Consider the following 14,814-nt stretch of genomic DNA (forward strand, 5'->3'; position numbering starts at 1 on the left):
CCGACCGGGCCCGCAGGCGGCGCCCGGCGCCACGGCCGGCGCTGACGAGCCGCCGGCTAGCGCAGGTTCCACGCCGGCATGTCGCCCGCGACGACCTCGGAGGAGCCGCCGTCGACGCGTACGGCGACGAGCTCGACGCGGCCCTCCGGCCCGACGACGGGCAGCACCAGCGCGCTCGAGTCCGGCGACCACAGGCTGTGGGAGCGCGAGTACTGGTCGAAGAACGGCAGGTACTGGGTCAGGAACGCCCGCGACAGCAGGAACTCACCCGCGTTGACCACGTCGCCGGCTTCAGCGTCGACGAACTTCACGGTCAGCAGCGGCACCCGCGCCTGGACGTGGGCGAGGCCGCCCGGGGCGGCGGCGGCCTCGCTCGCGTACGCGGTGGCGAGCCCGCCGCTCGGCGCGGCGGACGTCAGGCCCGGCGGCGCGCCGGGGACCGAGCCGGCCGGCGCGTCGGCGACCCGGCCGCCACCGCCGTCCTCCTCGAGGCTCAGCGTCGCCAGCCAGCGTCCGTCGGGCGACCAGAACGAGCCGACCACCACGTCGGAGCTGAGGACGCGCGCCTCGCCGTCCGGCACCTCGATCAGCACCACCGGCCCGGCGAAGTAGCCGGGGGTCGTGGCCCCCTGGACGCTCAGGTGGTCGTGCCCCGGCCGCCACGCGAACGCCACCAGCCCCTCGTGGGCCAGCTCGGCGACGGGGGCGCCGGCGGGCCCGCGCTCCGGGTTGGCGAGGACGACGACGCGGTCGCCGCCGAGATCGTGCCTGGCGTACGCGACGTACCGCCCCGAGTCGGAGATGGCGGGCGACTGGAAGGCGCCCGGCGCCGGCAGCGGCGACGCCACGGCGAACGAGTCGATGGGGCTCATCCCCACCAGCGCGCTCTCCCGCAGCACGTCGCGGTGCACCAGCACCGAGCGCCCGGTCGGGGACCACACCCAGTAGAACGGCTGCCCCTGCTCCAGCGCGGTCCGCGCCGCCTCGCGGTCGCCCGCGAGCGCCCGCGCCACGTCGACGATGTCCAGGGCCAGGTCCTCGCCGGGCGTGCTCGAGAGCACGGCCAGGTACCTGTCGTCTGGCGACCAGTTGAGGTAGATCGGGTTGCGGTCCGGCGCCGAGAGCACGACCACGGGGTCGCCGCCGCGGCTGACGTCGACGACCTCGACCCACGAACCGCCCAGCGCGGCCACGACCGCCGCGACCTTCGTGCCGTCGCTCGACCAGGCCGGGAAGATCGCCTGCCTGGGGCCCGCGCCGTAGGCCGTGACCTCGAGGGTGGCGGGGTCCACGACGGCGACCTGGCCCTCGTCGTTCACGAAGGCGATCAGCCCCGACGTGTCGCGTCCGGCGGGCGCCGGCGCGCCGCCCGCGGGACCACCTGGCGCCCCCGCCGCGGCCCAGCCGCCGAGCAGCGGCGCGGCCAGGGCCAGCAGCGGCGCGGCGGACACCAGCACGGCGCTCAGCAGCGTCGTGCTCAGCGGCGCCGCTGTCCGCGGCGCGCCGCTTCGCGCCCCGGTACGCGGCGCCCACCGCCGCCGCGGCCGACGCGGCGACGCCCACAGCGCCGGAGACGGACGCCCCCGGGCCCGAGCATGCATGGGCAGAGAGTAGTACCGCCGTACGTTCGGCCGGGCGGGTCCATGAACCGAGGGCTCCGTCGCGAGGCACGAGCCGCGGCCGGCTGGCCGCGACGCCGCAGCGGGCCGAGGCGAGCACACGCGCCCCCGCGGGTCCCCGCCGGCATGGTCGGGACCCATACGACGCGGGGCCCCGCGCTCGGCGGGGCCCCGGAAGTGGAGCGGGAGACGAGACTCGAACTCGCGACATCTACCTTGGCAAGGTAGTGCTCTACCAGCTGAGCTACTCCCGCTAGCAGCAGGCGCGGCAGGGCCTGGGGCCCAGGCCGCGCCTGATAAAGATAAACCTCCTCGCACTGACCTACTCTCGCAGGGGGTCGCCCCCCAACTACCATCGGCGCTGGCGTGCTTAACTTCCGAGTTCGGAATGGGATCGGGTGGGTCCACGCCGCTACGAGCACGAAGAGGGAAAGATTGTGACAGGCGGGAATAGAAGGCAGTCAGCAGCAGCGTCTGCTCTCGGGATGAGTCCGAGAAGTGGTCAAGTCCTCGACCGATTAGTACTGGTCAGCTGAACGCGTCACCGCGCTTACACTCCCAGCCTATCAACCCGGTGGTCTTCCGGGGGTCTTACTCCCACGAGGGGATGGGAAAGCTCATCTTGGAGTCGGCTTCGCGCTTAGATGCTTTCAGCGCTTATCCGTTCCGCACGTAGCTACTTAGCATGTGCCGTTGGTCGACAACTAAGAAACTAGAGGTGCGTCCACTCCGGTCCTCTCGTACTAGGAGCAGCTCTCCTCAGCTTTCCTACGCCCACAGCGGATAGAGACCGAACTGTCTCACGACGTTCTGAACCCAGCTCGCGTGCCATTTTAACCGGCGAACAGCCGGACCCTTGGGACCTTCTTCAGCCCCAGGATATGACGAGCCGACATCGAGGTGCCAAACACCGCCGCCGCTGTGAACGCTCGGGCGGTATCAGCCTGTTATCCCCGGGGTAACTTTTATCCGTTGATCGATGGCCCTTCCACGAGGTACCACCGGTTCACTAGAGCCGACTTTCGTCCCTGCTCGACATGTACGTCTCGCAGTCAAGCTCCCTTATACTCTTGCGCTCTACGCACGATTTCCGACCGTGCTGAGGGAACCTTTGCGCGCCTCCGTTACTCTTTGGGAGGCGACCGCCCCAGTCAAACTACCCACCTAACGCTGTCCCCCACCCGGATGACGGGCGCAGGTTAGACGGTCGAACCAGTCAGGGTGGTATTTCACCGGTGACTCCACCGAGCCTAGCGGCCCGGCTTCACAGTCTCCCACCTATCCTACACAGACCAGTCCAAACGTCAGCATCAAGCTGTAGTAAAGCTCCACGGGGTCTTTTCGTCCTGCTGCGGGTAGGCCGCATCTATACGGCCAGTTCAATTTCACCGAGTCCCTGGTTGAGACAGCGCTCCAGTCGTTACACCATTCGTGCAGGTCAGAACTTACCTGACAAGGAATTTCGCTTATCGATCTTGCCCAGACTTCCTGGGTGGACTGAGGCCTTGTCCTCCGTCCCTGCATGTCGCCATGCAGATGGGACCATATCTTCATCCAGCTTTGTGGATGTTCGGCGTGTGGTCTCTGAGGGGTCATGCTCTGGCGAGCAGCGGACTTCCCTGCTGATTGCCTGCACCACGCGGATTTTCACTGCCCTTTCGGGCGAGTACCGGTGGATACTCAGGGTTTCCAGCATATAGCCGAATGCAACCCTCGCCATTGCTGACGAGGAGGGCAGCTATTCCTACCTTAGGACCGTTCTCTATGTTGGCCGGCTACTGCCGGCTGGCCTCTCGGCCCTCCATGTCGCCATGGAGATCGGACCATATCATCTCGCTTCGAAGCGGCGGCTTTCGGTTGCTTCGTGCGAGCTCAGCGTGTGGTCTCTGGGGATTCTCCTACGCTTGCGCATAGGAGCCTTTCCTGCTGATTGTCCGCACCTCACACATTTTCACTGCCTGGCGAAGCCAGACGAGTAGTGGAGGATACTCGGAGTTTCCAGCATATGGCTGAGTTTTTTTGCGTAACTACAACGGTCAACTTATAGTTACGGCCGCCGTTCACTGGGGCTTCAGTTCGGCGCTTGCACGCCTCCCGTTGACCTTCCAGCACCGGGCAGGTGTCACACCCTATACATCCCCTATGCGGGTTAGCAGAGTGCTGTGGTTGTGGTAAACAGTCGCTAGAGCCGGTTTACTGTGCCCGCCTCGGGCAGATCGGATGATCAACCCTACACGCGGGACCCCTTCTCCCGAAGTTACGGGGCCAATTTGCAGAGTTCCTTAACCAGGGTTCTCTCGCGCGCCTTAGTGCTCTTACACTCGCCCACCTGTGTCGGTTTTGGTACGGGCGCCGTCGCTTCGACGTTTAGAGGTTTTTCTTGGCACCATGGATTCGACCAGTTATCAGCCCCGTAGGGCCTTCCCGACGTACGTCACCTACGCGGAGGGCGGGTTTTCCTGTCCCTCCAGGCTTCGCACGCCGCCGGGCATAGCCGTAGCTCCGGATGGCCTATCCTAATGCGTCACCCCATCACTCCACGACGGCGGGGCAGGAATATTGACCTGCTGTCCATCGACTACGCCTTTCGGCCTCGCCTTAGGTCCCGCCTAACCCTGAGAGGACGACCCTTGCTCAGGAAACCTTGGGCTTTCGGCGGAAGGGATTCTCACCCTTCTTATCGTTACTCATTCCTGCATTCGCACTTCCGATACCTCGACGGCTCCTTGCGGTACCGCTTCGACGGCATACGGAACGCTCCCCTACCCAGCGCAGCCAAGCTGCGCTGACGCAGTTTCGGTGTGTAGCTTAGCCCCGATCATCTTCGGCGCAGAGACACTCGACTAGTGAGCTGTTACGCACTCTTTAAAGGGATGGCTGCTTCTAAGCCAACCTCCTAGCTGTCTTAGCGTCTCCACATCCTTAACCACTTAGCTACAACTTGGGGACCTTAACTGGCGCTCTGGGTTGTTTCCCTCTCGTCCACGAAAGTTAGCTCCCGTAGACTGACTCCCGGGGTATGGACCAGCAGCCTTCAGAGTTTGACAGGGTTTGGTAAGCTGGTGAGCCCCCTAGCCCAATCAGTGCTTTACAGCCGCTGGTAAACCCCCGAGGCTAGCCCTAAAGCTATTTCGGGGAGAACCAGCTATCTCCGGATTCGGTTAGCTTTTCACTCCTTACCACAGCTCATCCCAAGAGTTTTCAACCTCAACGGGTTCGGCCCTCCACTCCCTTTTACGGAAGCTTCAGCCTGGCCATGGCAAGCTCATCCGGTTTCGGGTCTACTGACAGCGCCTGAACGCCCTGTTCAGACTCGCTTTCGCTGCGCCTCCGCCTAACGGCTTAAACTCGGCACTGCCAGTAAGTCGCAGGATCATGCTTCAAGAGGCACGCCACCACCCGTTCCCGTCCGAAGACGGGCATAGGGCTGTGACTGCTTGTAAGCACACGGTTTCAGGTACTATTTCACTCCCCTCACGGGGTGCTTTTCACCTTTCCCTCACGGTACTGGTTCACTATCGGTCAGCCGGAATATTTAGCCTTACGGGGTGGTCCCCGTGGATTCACGCGAGGTTCCACGTGACTCGCGCTACTCAGGTGCCGGCTAGGCTTCCGCGCCTTTCGTCTACCGGGCTGTCACCGTCTCTGGCGCGCCTTTCCAGTGCGCTTCGACTAGACGCTCGAGTCCACGTTGCCGGTCCTACAACCCCGGTCCCCGTAGGGACCGGTTTGGGCTGTTCCCTTTTCGCTCGCCGCTACTGGGGGAATCGAGTTTTCTTTCTTTTCCTCCAGGTACTTAGATGTTTCAGTTCCCTGGGTTCCCTCCTCACAGCCTATGTATTCAGCTGTGGGTAGTGGGGGTTCGCCCCACTGGGTTTCCCCATTCGGAGATCCCCGGATCAAAGCTTGCTTCCAGCTCCCCGAGGCTTATCGCAGGTAGCCACGTCCTTCATCGGTTCGGCTGCCAAGGCATCCACCGTGTGCCCTTAGTAACTTGACCCACTTCTTTGGTTGGATGGGTTGAATGTAGAGCAGACACGCGACGCGAGTCTTCCTGGCTCGCGGCCCGCAGGCCGCTCGCTCTTCGACTCGGTTGGGTAATGCCTTACCCCATCGCGTCCTCGATCGTGCCGTCCCAGACGGGACGAACTCGCGATCGAGCGCTGATGCTCTTGCCTTCTATTCGCCTGTCAAAGATCTCGCCGCTTTTTGAGCGGCAAAGAAAAGAGTACACCTTCGCGCTTGGCCGTGTCAAGCCTGGGATACGGACGCTCCGCCCTCCTGGGCGGGCGCGACGCCCACCTCGGCGGCCTCGTCCTCGGGCGTCTCCCTGGTCGCCAGGCGCCGGGGCAGGAAGGCCGGGGGCGTGGGGGCGTCGGGGTGGTCGGAGATCAGGTACACGTGGTCCCCCGCCCGGAAGACGGTGCTCCCGCGCGGCGTCACGAGCTGGCCCTCGCGCAGGACGGCCGCGATCACGACGTCGCCGGGCAGCTCGAGGTCCGCGATGCGGGCGCCGACGGCCCGGCTGTCCTCAGCTATGAACACGTCCGTGACCGTCGCCCCGATGGGCGCGTCGCCCCCGAGCTCGAGGCGCAGCGGGCTGCGCGGCGGCTCCTCGACGGCCAGGCCCAGGCGCTGCGCGAGCGGGCCGAGGGTGAAGCCCTGGATCACCGTGCCGACGATCACGACGACGAAGACGACGTTGAAGATGAACTCGGCGCCGGGCACGCCGAAGCGCAGCGGGATGATCGCCAGGATGATGGGCACCGCCCCCTTGAGGCCCGCCCAGGAGAGCATCGTGCGCTCGGCGACGGAGAACGTGTAGCGCCCCAGCGACAGGCCGCGCAGCAGGCCCAGCGTGCCGAACACCGCCAGCGGCCGCGCGGCGAAGAGCACGACGGCCGTCACGGCCAGCGAGACCCCGAGGGCCGGCAGCAGCCGCTCCGGGAAGACGAGCAGGCCCAGCACCATGAACATGAGGATCTGGCTGCCCCAGGCCAGAGCCTCGGTGAAGGTGGCGATCGAGTGCCTGTGGGCCAGCCTGGCGTTGCCCACGACGAGGCCGGCGCAGTAGGCGGCGAGGAAGCCGTTGCCGCCCACGATGTTGGTGAGGGCGTAGATGAGCAGGCCGCCGGAGAGCGCGAGTATCGGGTAGAGCCCGTAGGCCTCGAGCCGCAGGTGGTTGATCAGCCACACCAGCAGGCGCGCCAGCACGATGCCGGCCACCGCGCCCATGGCCAGCTGGGTGACGACCCTGACGACGAGCCCTGGCACGTCGAACTCACCCGTCGTGATCGTCTGGGCGAAGGCCAGGGTCATGAGCAGCGCCAGCGGGTCGTTGGTGCCCGACTCGGTCTCGACGATCCCGCGCAGGCGCGAGGGCAGGCCGCGCCCCCTTATCGACGAGAAGATCGCGGCGGCGTCGGTGGAGGCCAGCACGGCGCCGAGCAGCAGGCTGGTCCGCAGGTCGAGCTGCGTCAGCCACGAGGCCGCGAGGCCGATGACGGCCATGTTGATGAGCGTGCCCACCGTGGCGAGCATGCCAGAGGGCACGATCGCGACCTGGAACAGCCGCAGCTTCGTCTCGATCCCGCCGGAGAAGAGGATCACGGCCAGCGCGATGAGGCCGATGTCGTAGGCGAGCGCGTAGTCGGAGAAGTCGATGCCCAGCGGTCCGCTGCTGCCGGCGAAGACGCCCAGGGCCACGAACAGGACGAGGGCAGGCACCCCGAACCTCGCCGAGAAGCGGGTGCTGGCGATGGCCGCTATCGCCAGCAGGCAGAAGACCGCGATGCCTACGTCCACAACGCGATTCTAGCAGCGGCCCCGGCAGCGCCCCGACGCCGCTCGGGGCCCGCGAACCGTTACGCTTTAGCCCATGGAGTCAGGCGGCAGGACCGTCGCGCTCATCGCCCACGACCGCATGAAGCTCGACCTCGCCATGTTCGCCCGCGACCACGCCGAGGTCTTGTCGCGCTACAGGCTGATCGCGACCGGCACGACGGGCAAGGTGCTCAACGAGAAGACGCCGCTCGAGGTCGAGCGGCTCCTGTCGGGACCGGACGGCGGCGACCTCCAGGTGGGCGCGCGCGTCGCCCAGGGCGAGGTGGAGGCCGTGATCTTCTTCCGCGACCCCCTCACCGCCCAGCCGCACGAACCGGACGTCTCGGCGCTCCTGCGCATCTGCGACGTCCACCAGGTGCCGTTGGCGACGAACCTCGGCACCGCCCAGGCCGTCGTGGCGCTGCTCGAGGAGCGCCTGGAGGAGGCGAAGTAGGTGAGCAAGCAGATGATCGAGGCGTTCCTCCGCGAGATGAAGGGGCGCTACCAGGAGCACATCGACGCCGTGGCGCTCCCCGATGGCACGCACGAGTACGTCGACGAGCTCGCGCGGAAGGGCGACACCGAGACCCTGCTGTTCATGCTGAAGCTCGGCTACCTCATGGGCCTGCAGACCGGCTTCGCCGCGGCCCAGAGCGGCGCCGACGGGCCCAACCCCCGCGGCGCGCCCGGCCCCCTGCAGGCCTGAGGGGACGCCCGGGGCAGGCGGCTCGGCAGGCAGTTCCGGCGTCGCTCAGGGCGCCGCGCCCGTAAGCTCGGGTCGCAGCGCGTCCCCGAGCGCGCGTGAGGGCGGGGCTCAGCCGGCCGGCTCGGGGCTGGCCGCCGGCGCGGCGGCCTTCTCGTCGTGCAGCAGGACGACCTCGAACTCCAGCTCGGCCTTCAGGCTCGCGCCCACCGAGCAGTACTTGTTCGTCGCCAGGTCGACGAGCCGCTCGGCCTGCTCGCGGGTCAGCCCGGGGGCGTCGAGCACGTGGCGAGCCCTGATCTTCGTGAACGGCGAGGGCACGTCGTCGACGCGTTCGCCGACCAGCTCCACCGTGTAGCTCCGCACCTGCAGCCGCCGCTTCGCGAGCATGTGGCTCACGTCCATCGCCGCGCAGGCGCCCACGGCGTTGAGGACGAGCTGCATGGGGCTCATGCCGGTGCGCGCGACCTTCTCGTTGTCGATCATCACCCGCTGGCCGTCGGGCGTCTCGCCCATGAAGCGCAGCCCTCCGAGGCCGTAGAGGGTGGTGGTCAGCGTCTTGGCCATGCGGCCAGCCTACCCTCGCCCTCCGACCGTAGACTCGCCCGGGAGAACCACTTGGGAAGCGCGATGGTGCCCGACTGGCGGGCCGGATGGGACAAGGGCGCCTGGCGAGACTGGGCCAGGGAGGCGCGGGCCGCCGTGCGCGGCGCCTCGGGCGGCCTCGTCGACGCCGCCGTCTCCCGGCACCTGCTCGCCTGGGAGCGGTTCCGGGACGCGCGCTGCCTGGGCGTCTACCTGTCCTTCGGCGCCGAGGTCGACCTCGCCGACGTGATCGCCGCGGCGTGGGCGGGCGGCAAGCTCGTCGCCGCGCCCCGCGTCGGGCCCGACGGGGTCATGACCCTCCACGAGCTCAAGGAGGACGACGTGCCCGAGCGCCACCGCTTCGGCCAGCCGGAGCCGCCCGCCGCGGCGCCCGAGGTGCCGCCAGAGGACCTCGACGTGGTGCTCGTCCCCGGCCTGGCCTTCGACGAGCGCGGCCAACGCCTCGGCTACGGCCGGGGCTACTACGACCGCCTGCTGCCGCGTTTGCGTCCCGACGCGGCCGCCGTGGGCGTCGCGCCGGAGGCGCTGGTGGTGCCGGCGCTGCCGGCCGAGGAGCACGACGCCAGGGTCACGCACCTCGTCACGGAGTCCGGTCTGCGGTCGGTGGCCGGAGGCGCGGCCGGCGGGCGGCCCCTCACCCCTTCACCCCGGTGAGCACGACGCCCTCGATGATCTGGCGCTGGAAGACGAAGAACACGACGAGGACGGGGATCACCGCCAGCGCCGAAGAGGCCATGATCAGGTTCCAGGCCGTGCCCGCCTCGCCCGAGAAGAACGCCACGCCCACGGGGATCGTCCTCATGCTCGGCGACTTCGCGATGATGAGCGGCCACAGGAACGCGTTCCAGTTGCCGACGAAGTTGAAGATGCCGAGGGCCGCGAGGCCCGGGCCCACCAGCGGCAGGCCGATGCGCCAGAACAGGCCGAACTCGCTGACGCCGTCCACCCGGCCGGCGTCGAAGAGGTCGCGCGGCAGCGTCGAGAAGAACTGGCGCATGAGGAAGACGCCGAACGCCGGGATCAGCCCGGGGAAGGCGATGCCCCAGTAGGTGTTCACCCAGCCGAACTGCGTGGACATCACGTACCAGGGGATCACCAGCATCTCGGTGGGGATCATCAGCGTCGAGAGGATCAGCAGGAAGATCGCGTTGCGTCCGGGGAAGCGCAGGCGCGTGAGCGTGTAGCCCACGAGCGAGCAGAAGAACAGGACCGACGTCGTCGAGATCGCCGCGACGATGAGGCTGTTGAGGAACCAGCGCGGGAACTGCGTGTCCAGCAGCACCTCGGCGTAGTTCGCGAGCGTCCAGGTGCGCGGCAGGAAGTCGAAGCGGAAGATCTCCTGCAGGGGCTTGAACGAAGACAGCAGCATCCAGACGAACGGGAACGCCATGACGACGCCGCCCAGCGTGAGCAGTACGTAGGCGACAACGCGCCCGACGCTCGGGCGCCGGCGCCGCGCCGCGGACACGCCGGCGACGGTCGGGGCCGTCCTGGCGGCGTCGACGACGGCCATCAGTACTCCACCCGCCGCTGGGTGATGCGGAGCTGGAGGAGCGTGACGACCATGATGATGACGAAGAGAAGCACGGTGACGGCCGCCGCGTAGCCGATCTGGAACTTCTGGAACGCCTGCTGGTACATGTACAGGGCGATCGTCAGGGTGCTGCCGAGCGGCCCGCCCTGGTCGGTGAAGTTGATGTTCACGACCTGGTCGAAGAGCTGCAGCGTCACGATCGTCGAGATGATCAGCGAGAAGACAAGCACGGGGTTCAGGAGCGGGAACGTGACGTGCCAGAACCGCTGCCAGGCGTTGGCGCCGTCGATGGCCGCGGCCTCGTGCACCTCGCGGGGCACGCCCTGCAGGCCGGCGAGGAAGATCACGACCTGGAAGCCGAGCTGCTGCCAGATCACCACGGCCGCCACGGCTGGCAGCGCCTGCTGCGGGCTCGTGAGGAACGGCTGCGGGTCGATGGCGAGGAACGGCAGGCCGATGCGCGTGACGAACTCGCTCCAGCCGTAGAGCAGGTTGTTGATGACCCCGAAGTTCACCGAGTACATCCAGCCCCAGACCCAGGCGACGGCCGCAGCGGGCGTGACGTACGGGGCGAAGTAGACGGCGCGGAACACGGACCGGAAGCGCTTCACCGAGTCGAGCAGGACGGCGAAGAAGAGGCCGAGGGCCACCTGGCCCGGCACGATGATCAGCGAGTACCTCAGCATGTTGCGGAGCGCCTTGTAGAGGTCGCCGCGCGCCGCGATCTCGGCGGCCATCTGCTGGTAGTAGCGCAGGCCGACGAACGTTCGCTGGTCCGGGTCGACGTGCCAGGTGAAGAACGACAGGCGGAACGACTGCAGCGCCGGCCACAGGCGCAGGTAGAGGAAGAACGCCAGCGGGACGAGCAGGAAGGCGTAGGCCCAGAGGGCCTCCCTGGTGCTGAGCCGCAGCCGGCGGCGTGGTCGTTCGCGTTCGAGGGCCATGAGCTTGGACGCAGCCTAGAACGGCCGCCGGCCTCCGGGGAACGGCAGGCCCCGCACCGGTGGGCGCGGGGCCTGCGGATGAGCGACCGAGGCGGGGGCGCGCTACCTCAGCGAGTCGATGAGCGCCTGCTCGGCGGCGGCGGCCTCCTGGATCGCGGTGGCGGGGTCGACGCCCTCCAGCACGACCGCGTTGATCGCGTCGACCAGGGTGTCGCGCTGGCCGGTCTCGTCGTAGAAGATCGTGGCGTGCGCGTAGTCGAGCGCGCGCACGAACGGCCCGTAGACGGGGTCGGCGGCGAGCTCGGGGTCCGAGATCAGGCTGCGGCGCGCCGGCAGCTCGCCGGTCACCTCGAGCCAGATCCTCATGGCCTCCTCGCTGGTGACGAACTGGAGGAAGCGGGAGGCGGCCTCGAGCTTGGCCGGGTCGTCGGCGGCGTTCGGCGTGATGCCGTTCATGAAGAACGAGGCGAAGTTCGACCTGACGCCGTTGTCGAACGTCGGCAGCTCGGCGACGCCCCAGTTGAAATCGACCTTCTGCACGTCGCCGATCGCGAAGCTGCCGTCGATGATCATCGCGATGTTCTGGAGCTGGCGGAAGCCGTCGCGGTAGCCGTTGTTGCCCGGCACGAACTCCGGCACGGCGAACTCGTGCTCGGTCACCCAGCTCGTGTAGAACGCGAGGGCCTGGACGCCGGCCTCGCTGTCGTAGGTGACCTCGGTGTTGTCGTCCGAGTACGGCTGCCCGCCGAACTGGCGCACGAGGACCTCGCGCACGAGGTGGTGGTCCTGGCCGCCCGGAGCGAAGCCGTAGCCGACCTCCACGAAGCGGGAGCCCTGCCGCACGGTGAGGGCCTTGGCCATCTCGATGAACTCGTCCCAGGTCTCGGGCGGTCCGTCGAAGCCGGCGGCCTGCAGCTTGTCGAGGTTGTAGAACAGCGCGAGGCTGCGCACGGCGGTCGGCAGGCCGTACCAGACGCCGTCGACCTTGGCGGCCTGGACGAGCGGGGCGAACTCCTCGTCGAGCGCGGCGTAGTCGAAGTACTCCTCGGGCAGCGGGACGACGTAGCCGGCGCGCTGCCAGGTGGGCAGCCAGCCGTAGAAGAGCTGCACGACGTCGGCGCCCTGGCCGGCCGGCAGCGAGGCCGCGACCTGCTGCTGGTAGCCGTCGTAGGGGAACGTCTCTTGGACCACGTGGATGTCGGGGTTCTCGGCCTCGAACATCTCGATGAGGCGGTTCATGGCCTCGACCCGGACGGCGAAGTCGTACTGCCAGTAGGTGATCGTGGTCTGCGCGCTCGCCGCGGCGGCGAGGAGCAGCGCTACCAGCGCCAGTAGGATCCTCTTCATCTCTAGACCTGCTCCTTTCCGATCTCACGCAACCGCGCCCTGGCGGCCGCCAGCGCGTCCTTGCGTTCCCGCAGGGCTCGGAGGTCGCCACCCAAGCGCTCCTCGGCCCGAACGAGCCTTCCTGACATCGCCGCCGGCGCCGGCATGCCCACGCCGGCGCGCCGGGCCACGAACGCGGCCGGGTCGACGGCCTGCGCCAGCGCCGCGGACTCGAGCCGCGGTCCCCCGACCGCGACGAGGTCGTCCGGCGTGGCGGCGGAGAGCGGACGCCCCTCGGCGGCCAGGCGCCCGACCAGGTCCGCGACCACGCGGTGCGCGGCCGGGAAGCCGAGGCCGGCGTCGCGAGCGAGCACGTCGGCGAGCTCCGTGGCGGTCGTGTCGGTGGCGGCGGCCGCCTGCGCGAGCCGTCCGCGATCGAAGTCGCCGCCGGAGAGGCAGGCCGCGACGAGCTCCAGCGCCCCGCCGAGCTGGCGGTGCAGGGTCACGAGCCCGCCCTGGATGTCCGGGCCGAAGTCGTTGAGGTCGGTGAAGGGGATGTTGTGGCTCGAGTAGGTGACCATGCCGGCAGAGCCCAGCGCGCGCGAGAGGCGCGTGCGGGCGTGCTCGAGCGCCACGGGGTTGCGCTTCTGGGGCATGATCGACGAGCCCTGCACGAGGTCGTCGGCGAGCCGGTAGTGGTCGGCGGCCGCCCACGACAGGAGGTCGTTGACGAAGCGGCCGAGGTCGAGCGCCAGCGAGGTCGCGACCATCGCGAGGTCGACCTCCCAGTCCGAGGAGGCGACGGCGTCGTAGGTGTTGGTGACGGGCCCGTCGAAGCCGAGCGCGGCGGCCGTCGACGCCCTGTCGATGGGGTGCGACGTGCCCGCCAGCGCCGCCGCGCCCAGGGGGCAGCGGTTCATGCGCGCGTACGCCTGCAGGGCGCGCTCGGAGTCGCGCGCCAGCATGTCCTCGACGGCCGAGAGGTAGTGCGCGACCGTGGTGGGCTGGCCGGGCCGGTGGTGGGTCTGGGCGATGAGGACCGTGTCGAGGTGCGAGCGCGCCCTGTCGAGCAGCAGCCGCCTGACCTCCGCGAGCCGCAGGCCGACGTCGAGCAGCAGCTCGCGCCCGTGCATCTTGTAGACGGTCATGTCGAGGTCGTTGCGGCTCAGCCCCAGCCGGATGAGGCCGACGGCGTCGCCGTAGCGGGCCTCGAGCACGCGCTGCAGCGCGAAGTAGAGGTCGGGGACGTCATCGGCCTGCACCGGCACCGGCTCCTCGTGCAGCGCGACCAGCCCCGCCCGCAGCGCGGCGCCCCGCTCCCGCACCGCCGGCGCGGCGTGCGCCGGCAGCGCCAGGACGGCGTCGAGGTGGGCCGTCATCGCGTCGATGAAGTGGTGCAGCAGGTGCTCGCCCGCGAACCGGTAGTCGAGGGCGAGAACCTGCCCGCGGTAAGCCGGATGCCACGTCATGCAGCTAGGTCCCCTCGGTGGCCGCGCCCTGGCGCGCGCGGGCGGCGGCCGGACGACGTCCGGTGCGAGGGCACGATACCCGGCGGGGGTCCGCGCCTGTCGTCGCCGGGTAGCTGCGAGGCTAACGCGGCCTCAACGCTAGCGCCAGGGCAGGGCGCTGCCCTTCCACACGGTGCCGGCGCGGCGCAGGACGTCGCGCGTGCGCCAGGCGTTGGGCTCGCTCACGCCGCGCAGCAGCACCCAGGCGAACATCCGGCCGATCCCCGACACGGCGAAGAGCGTGTGGAAGCCGTTCCAGCCCGCCACCGCGTAGTCGAGCGACTGGAACACGCCGAGCAGGGGACCGGAGAGCGACCCGCCGGCGAACCCGGCCAGGCCGGTGATCACCGAGTAGGAGGCGATGAACGAGACGCGCCCCACCTTGGGCGCCGTGACCAGGGCCAGGTTGAACAGGGCGAGCCCGACCGCGCCGAACGCGACGGCGTCGGAGAGGGCGGCGATCCACACGTAGGTCAGGTCCCCGTGGATGCCCGCCAGGATCCAGTTCGTCGGCAGCAGGGCGCCGTGGAGGAAGGTGCCGATGCCGAGCATCGCCTTGTTGCCCACCCTGTCGGCGATGCGTCCCCAGCGGCTGCTCGTGAACAGCGAGGCGGCGGCGGTCAGCGACGTGTAGACGGCGACCTGCGTGAACGACATCTCCAGGCTCTCCAGGAAGTAGGCCGTCGTGAAGGGGTTCGAGAGCATGACGACGAACTGCCAGTAGACCGCGAAGCGGAGGAAGCGCCGGAAG

Annotated in this window: 11 protein-coding genes, 1 tRNA gene and 2 rRNA genes; 3 read left to right on the plus strand and 11 right to left on the minus strand. The window is 68.5% G+C overall.

Translation table 11 applies throughout. The features are described 5' to 3' along the window. Positions 1–56 precede the first annotated feature (56 nt). The 5 genes from VF202_00620 to VF202_00640 form a co-directional block, all read right to left on the minus strand. Entirely contained in the window at positions 57–1,457 is a 1,401-nt protein-coding gene (locus VF202_00620) for a hypothetical protein (protein HEX7038598.1), read from the minus strand. 340 nt (positions 1,458–1,797) lie between these two features. Then, a tRNA-Gly gene (locus VF202_00625) sits at positions 1,798–1,873 on the minus strand. 55 nt (positions 1,874–1,928) lie between these two features. Continuing rightward, positions 1,929–2,045 (minus strand): 5S ribosomal RNA (rrf, locus tag VF202_00630). A 72-nt stretch (positions 2,046–2,117) separates the two neighbouring features. Beyond that, positions 2,118–5,619, minus strand: a 23S ribosomal RNA gene (locus VF202_00635). Positions 5,620–5,870: 251 nt separating this feature from the next. Next, positions 5,871–7,424, minus strand: coding sequence for a potassium/proton antiporter (locus tag VF202_00640; GenBank protein ID HEX7038599.1), 1,554 nt, complete (start codon positions 7,422–7,424; stop codon positions 5,871–5,873). A gap of 73 nt (positions 7,425–7,497) precedes the next feature. Between VF202_00640 and VF202_00645 the strand changes: the two genes are divergently transcribed. Next, the gene (locus VF202_00645; GenBank protein HEX7038600.1) at positions 7,498–7,896 is read left to right on the plus strand and encodes a methylglyoxal synthase; all 399 of its coding nucleotides are present in this window, start codon (positions 7,498–7,500) and stop codon (positions 7,894–7,896) included. After that, positions 7,897–8,148, plus strand: a complete 252-nt coding sequence (locus VF202_00650; protein ID HEX7038601.1) for a hypothetical protein — start codon at positions 7,897–7,899, stop codon at positions 8,146–8,148. A 108-nt stretch (positions 8,149–8,256) separates the two neighbouring features. Here VF202_00650 and VF202_00655 read toward each other — a convergent pair whose 3' ends face one another. Beyond that, positions 8,257–8,712, minus strand: coding sequence for an OsmC family protein (locus tag VF202_00655; GenBank protein ID HEX7038602.1), 456 nt, complete (start codon positions 8,710–8,712; stop codon positions 8,257–8,259). A 51-nt stretch (positions 8,713–8,763) separates the two neighbouring features. Between VF202_00655 and VF202_00660 the strand changes: the two genes are divergently transcribed. Beyond that, positions 8,764–9,405, plus strand: a complete 642-nt coding sequence (locus VF202_00660; protein HEX7038603.1) for a 5-formyltetrahydrofolate cyclo-ligase — start codon at positions 8,764–8,766, stop codon at positions 9,403–9,405. Here the strand turns inward: VF202_00660 and VF202_00665 are convergent. The 5 genes from VF202_00665 to VF202_00685 form a co-directional block, all read right to left on the minus strand. Beyond that, positions 9,386–10,264, minus strand: a complete 879-nt coding sequence (locus VF202_00665; GenBank protein ID HEX7038604.1) for a carbohydrate ABC transporter permease — start codon at positions 10,262–10,264, stop codon at positions 9,386–9,388. The genes VF202_00660 and VF202_00665 overlap by 20 nt on opposite strands. Beyond that, positions 10,264–11,229, minus strand: coding sequence for a sugar ABC transporter permease (locus VF202_00670; GenBank protein HEX7038605.1), 966 nt, complete (start codon positions 11,227–11,229; stop codon positions 10,264–10,266). Before VF202_00670 ends, VF202_00665 begins: the two co-directional genes overlap by 1 nt. Positions 11,230–11,331: 102 nt before the next feature. After that, positions 11,332–12,576: an extracellular solute-binding protein gene (locus VF202_00675; protein HEX7038606.1), complete on the minus strand. Its 1,245-nt coding sequence runs from the start codon at positions 12,574–12,576 to the stop codon at positions 11,332–11,334. A gap of 2 nt (positions 12,577–12,578) precedes the next feature. Further along, complete coding sequence (locus VF202_00680) at positions 12,579–14,024, minus strand: lyase family protein (GenBank protein ID HEX7038607.1); 1,446 nt, start codon at positions 14,022–14,024, stop codon at positions 12,579–12,581. Positions 14,025–14,162: 138 nt separating this feature from the next. Continuing rightward, the coding region (locus tag VF202_00685; protein ID HEX7038608.1) for an MFS transporter at positions 14,163–14,814 on the minus strand (652 nt) is incomplete at its 5' end.

It is taken from the genome of Trueperaceae bacterium, assembly GCA_036381035.1.
GTDB lineage: Bacteria > Deinococcota > Deinococci > Deinococcales > Trueperaceae > DASRWD01.

What these genes read in the sequence shown, in the direction of transcription:
- VF202_00675 (HEX7038606.1), bottom strand. Translation starts at nt 12,576, where the DNA reads ATGAAGAGGATCCTACTGGCGCTGGTAGCGCTGCTCCTCGCCGCCGCG.
- VF202_00655 (HEX7038602.1), bottom strand. Translation starts at nt 8,712, where the DNA reads ATGGCCAAGACGCTGACCACCACCCTCTACGGCCTCGGAGGGCTGCGC.
- VF202_00665 (HEX7038604.1), bottom strand. Translation starts at nt 10,264, where the DNA reads ATGGCCGTCGTCGACGCCGCCAGGACGGCCCCGACCGTCGCCGGCGTG.
- VF202_00670 (HEX7038605.1), bottom strand. Translation starts at nt 11,229, where the DNA reads ATGGCCCTCGAACGCGAACGACCACGCCGCCGGCTGCGGCTCAGCACC.
- VF202_00645 (HEX7038600.1), top strand. Translation starts at nt 7,498, where the DNA reads ATGGAGTCAGGCGGCAGGACCGTCGCGCTCATCGCCCACGACCGCATG.
- VF202_00680 (HEX7038607.1), bottom strand. Translation starts at nt 14,024, where the DNA reads ATGACGTGGCATCCGGCTTACCGCGGGCAGGTTCTCGCCCTCGACTAC.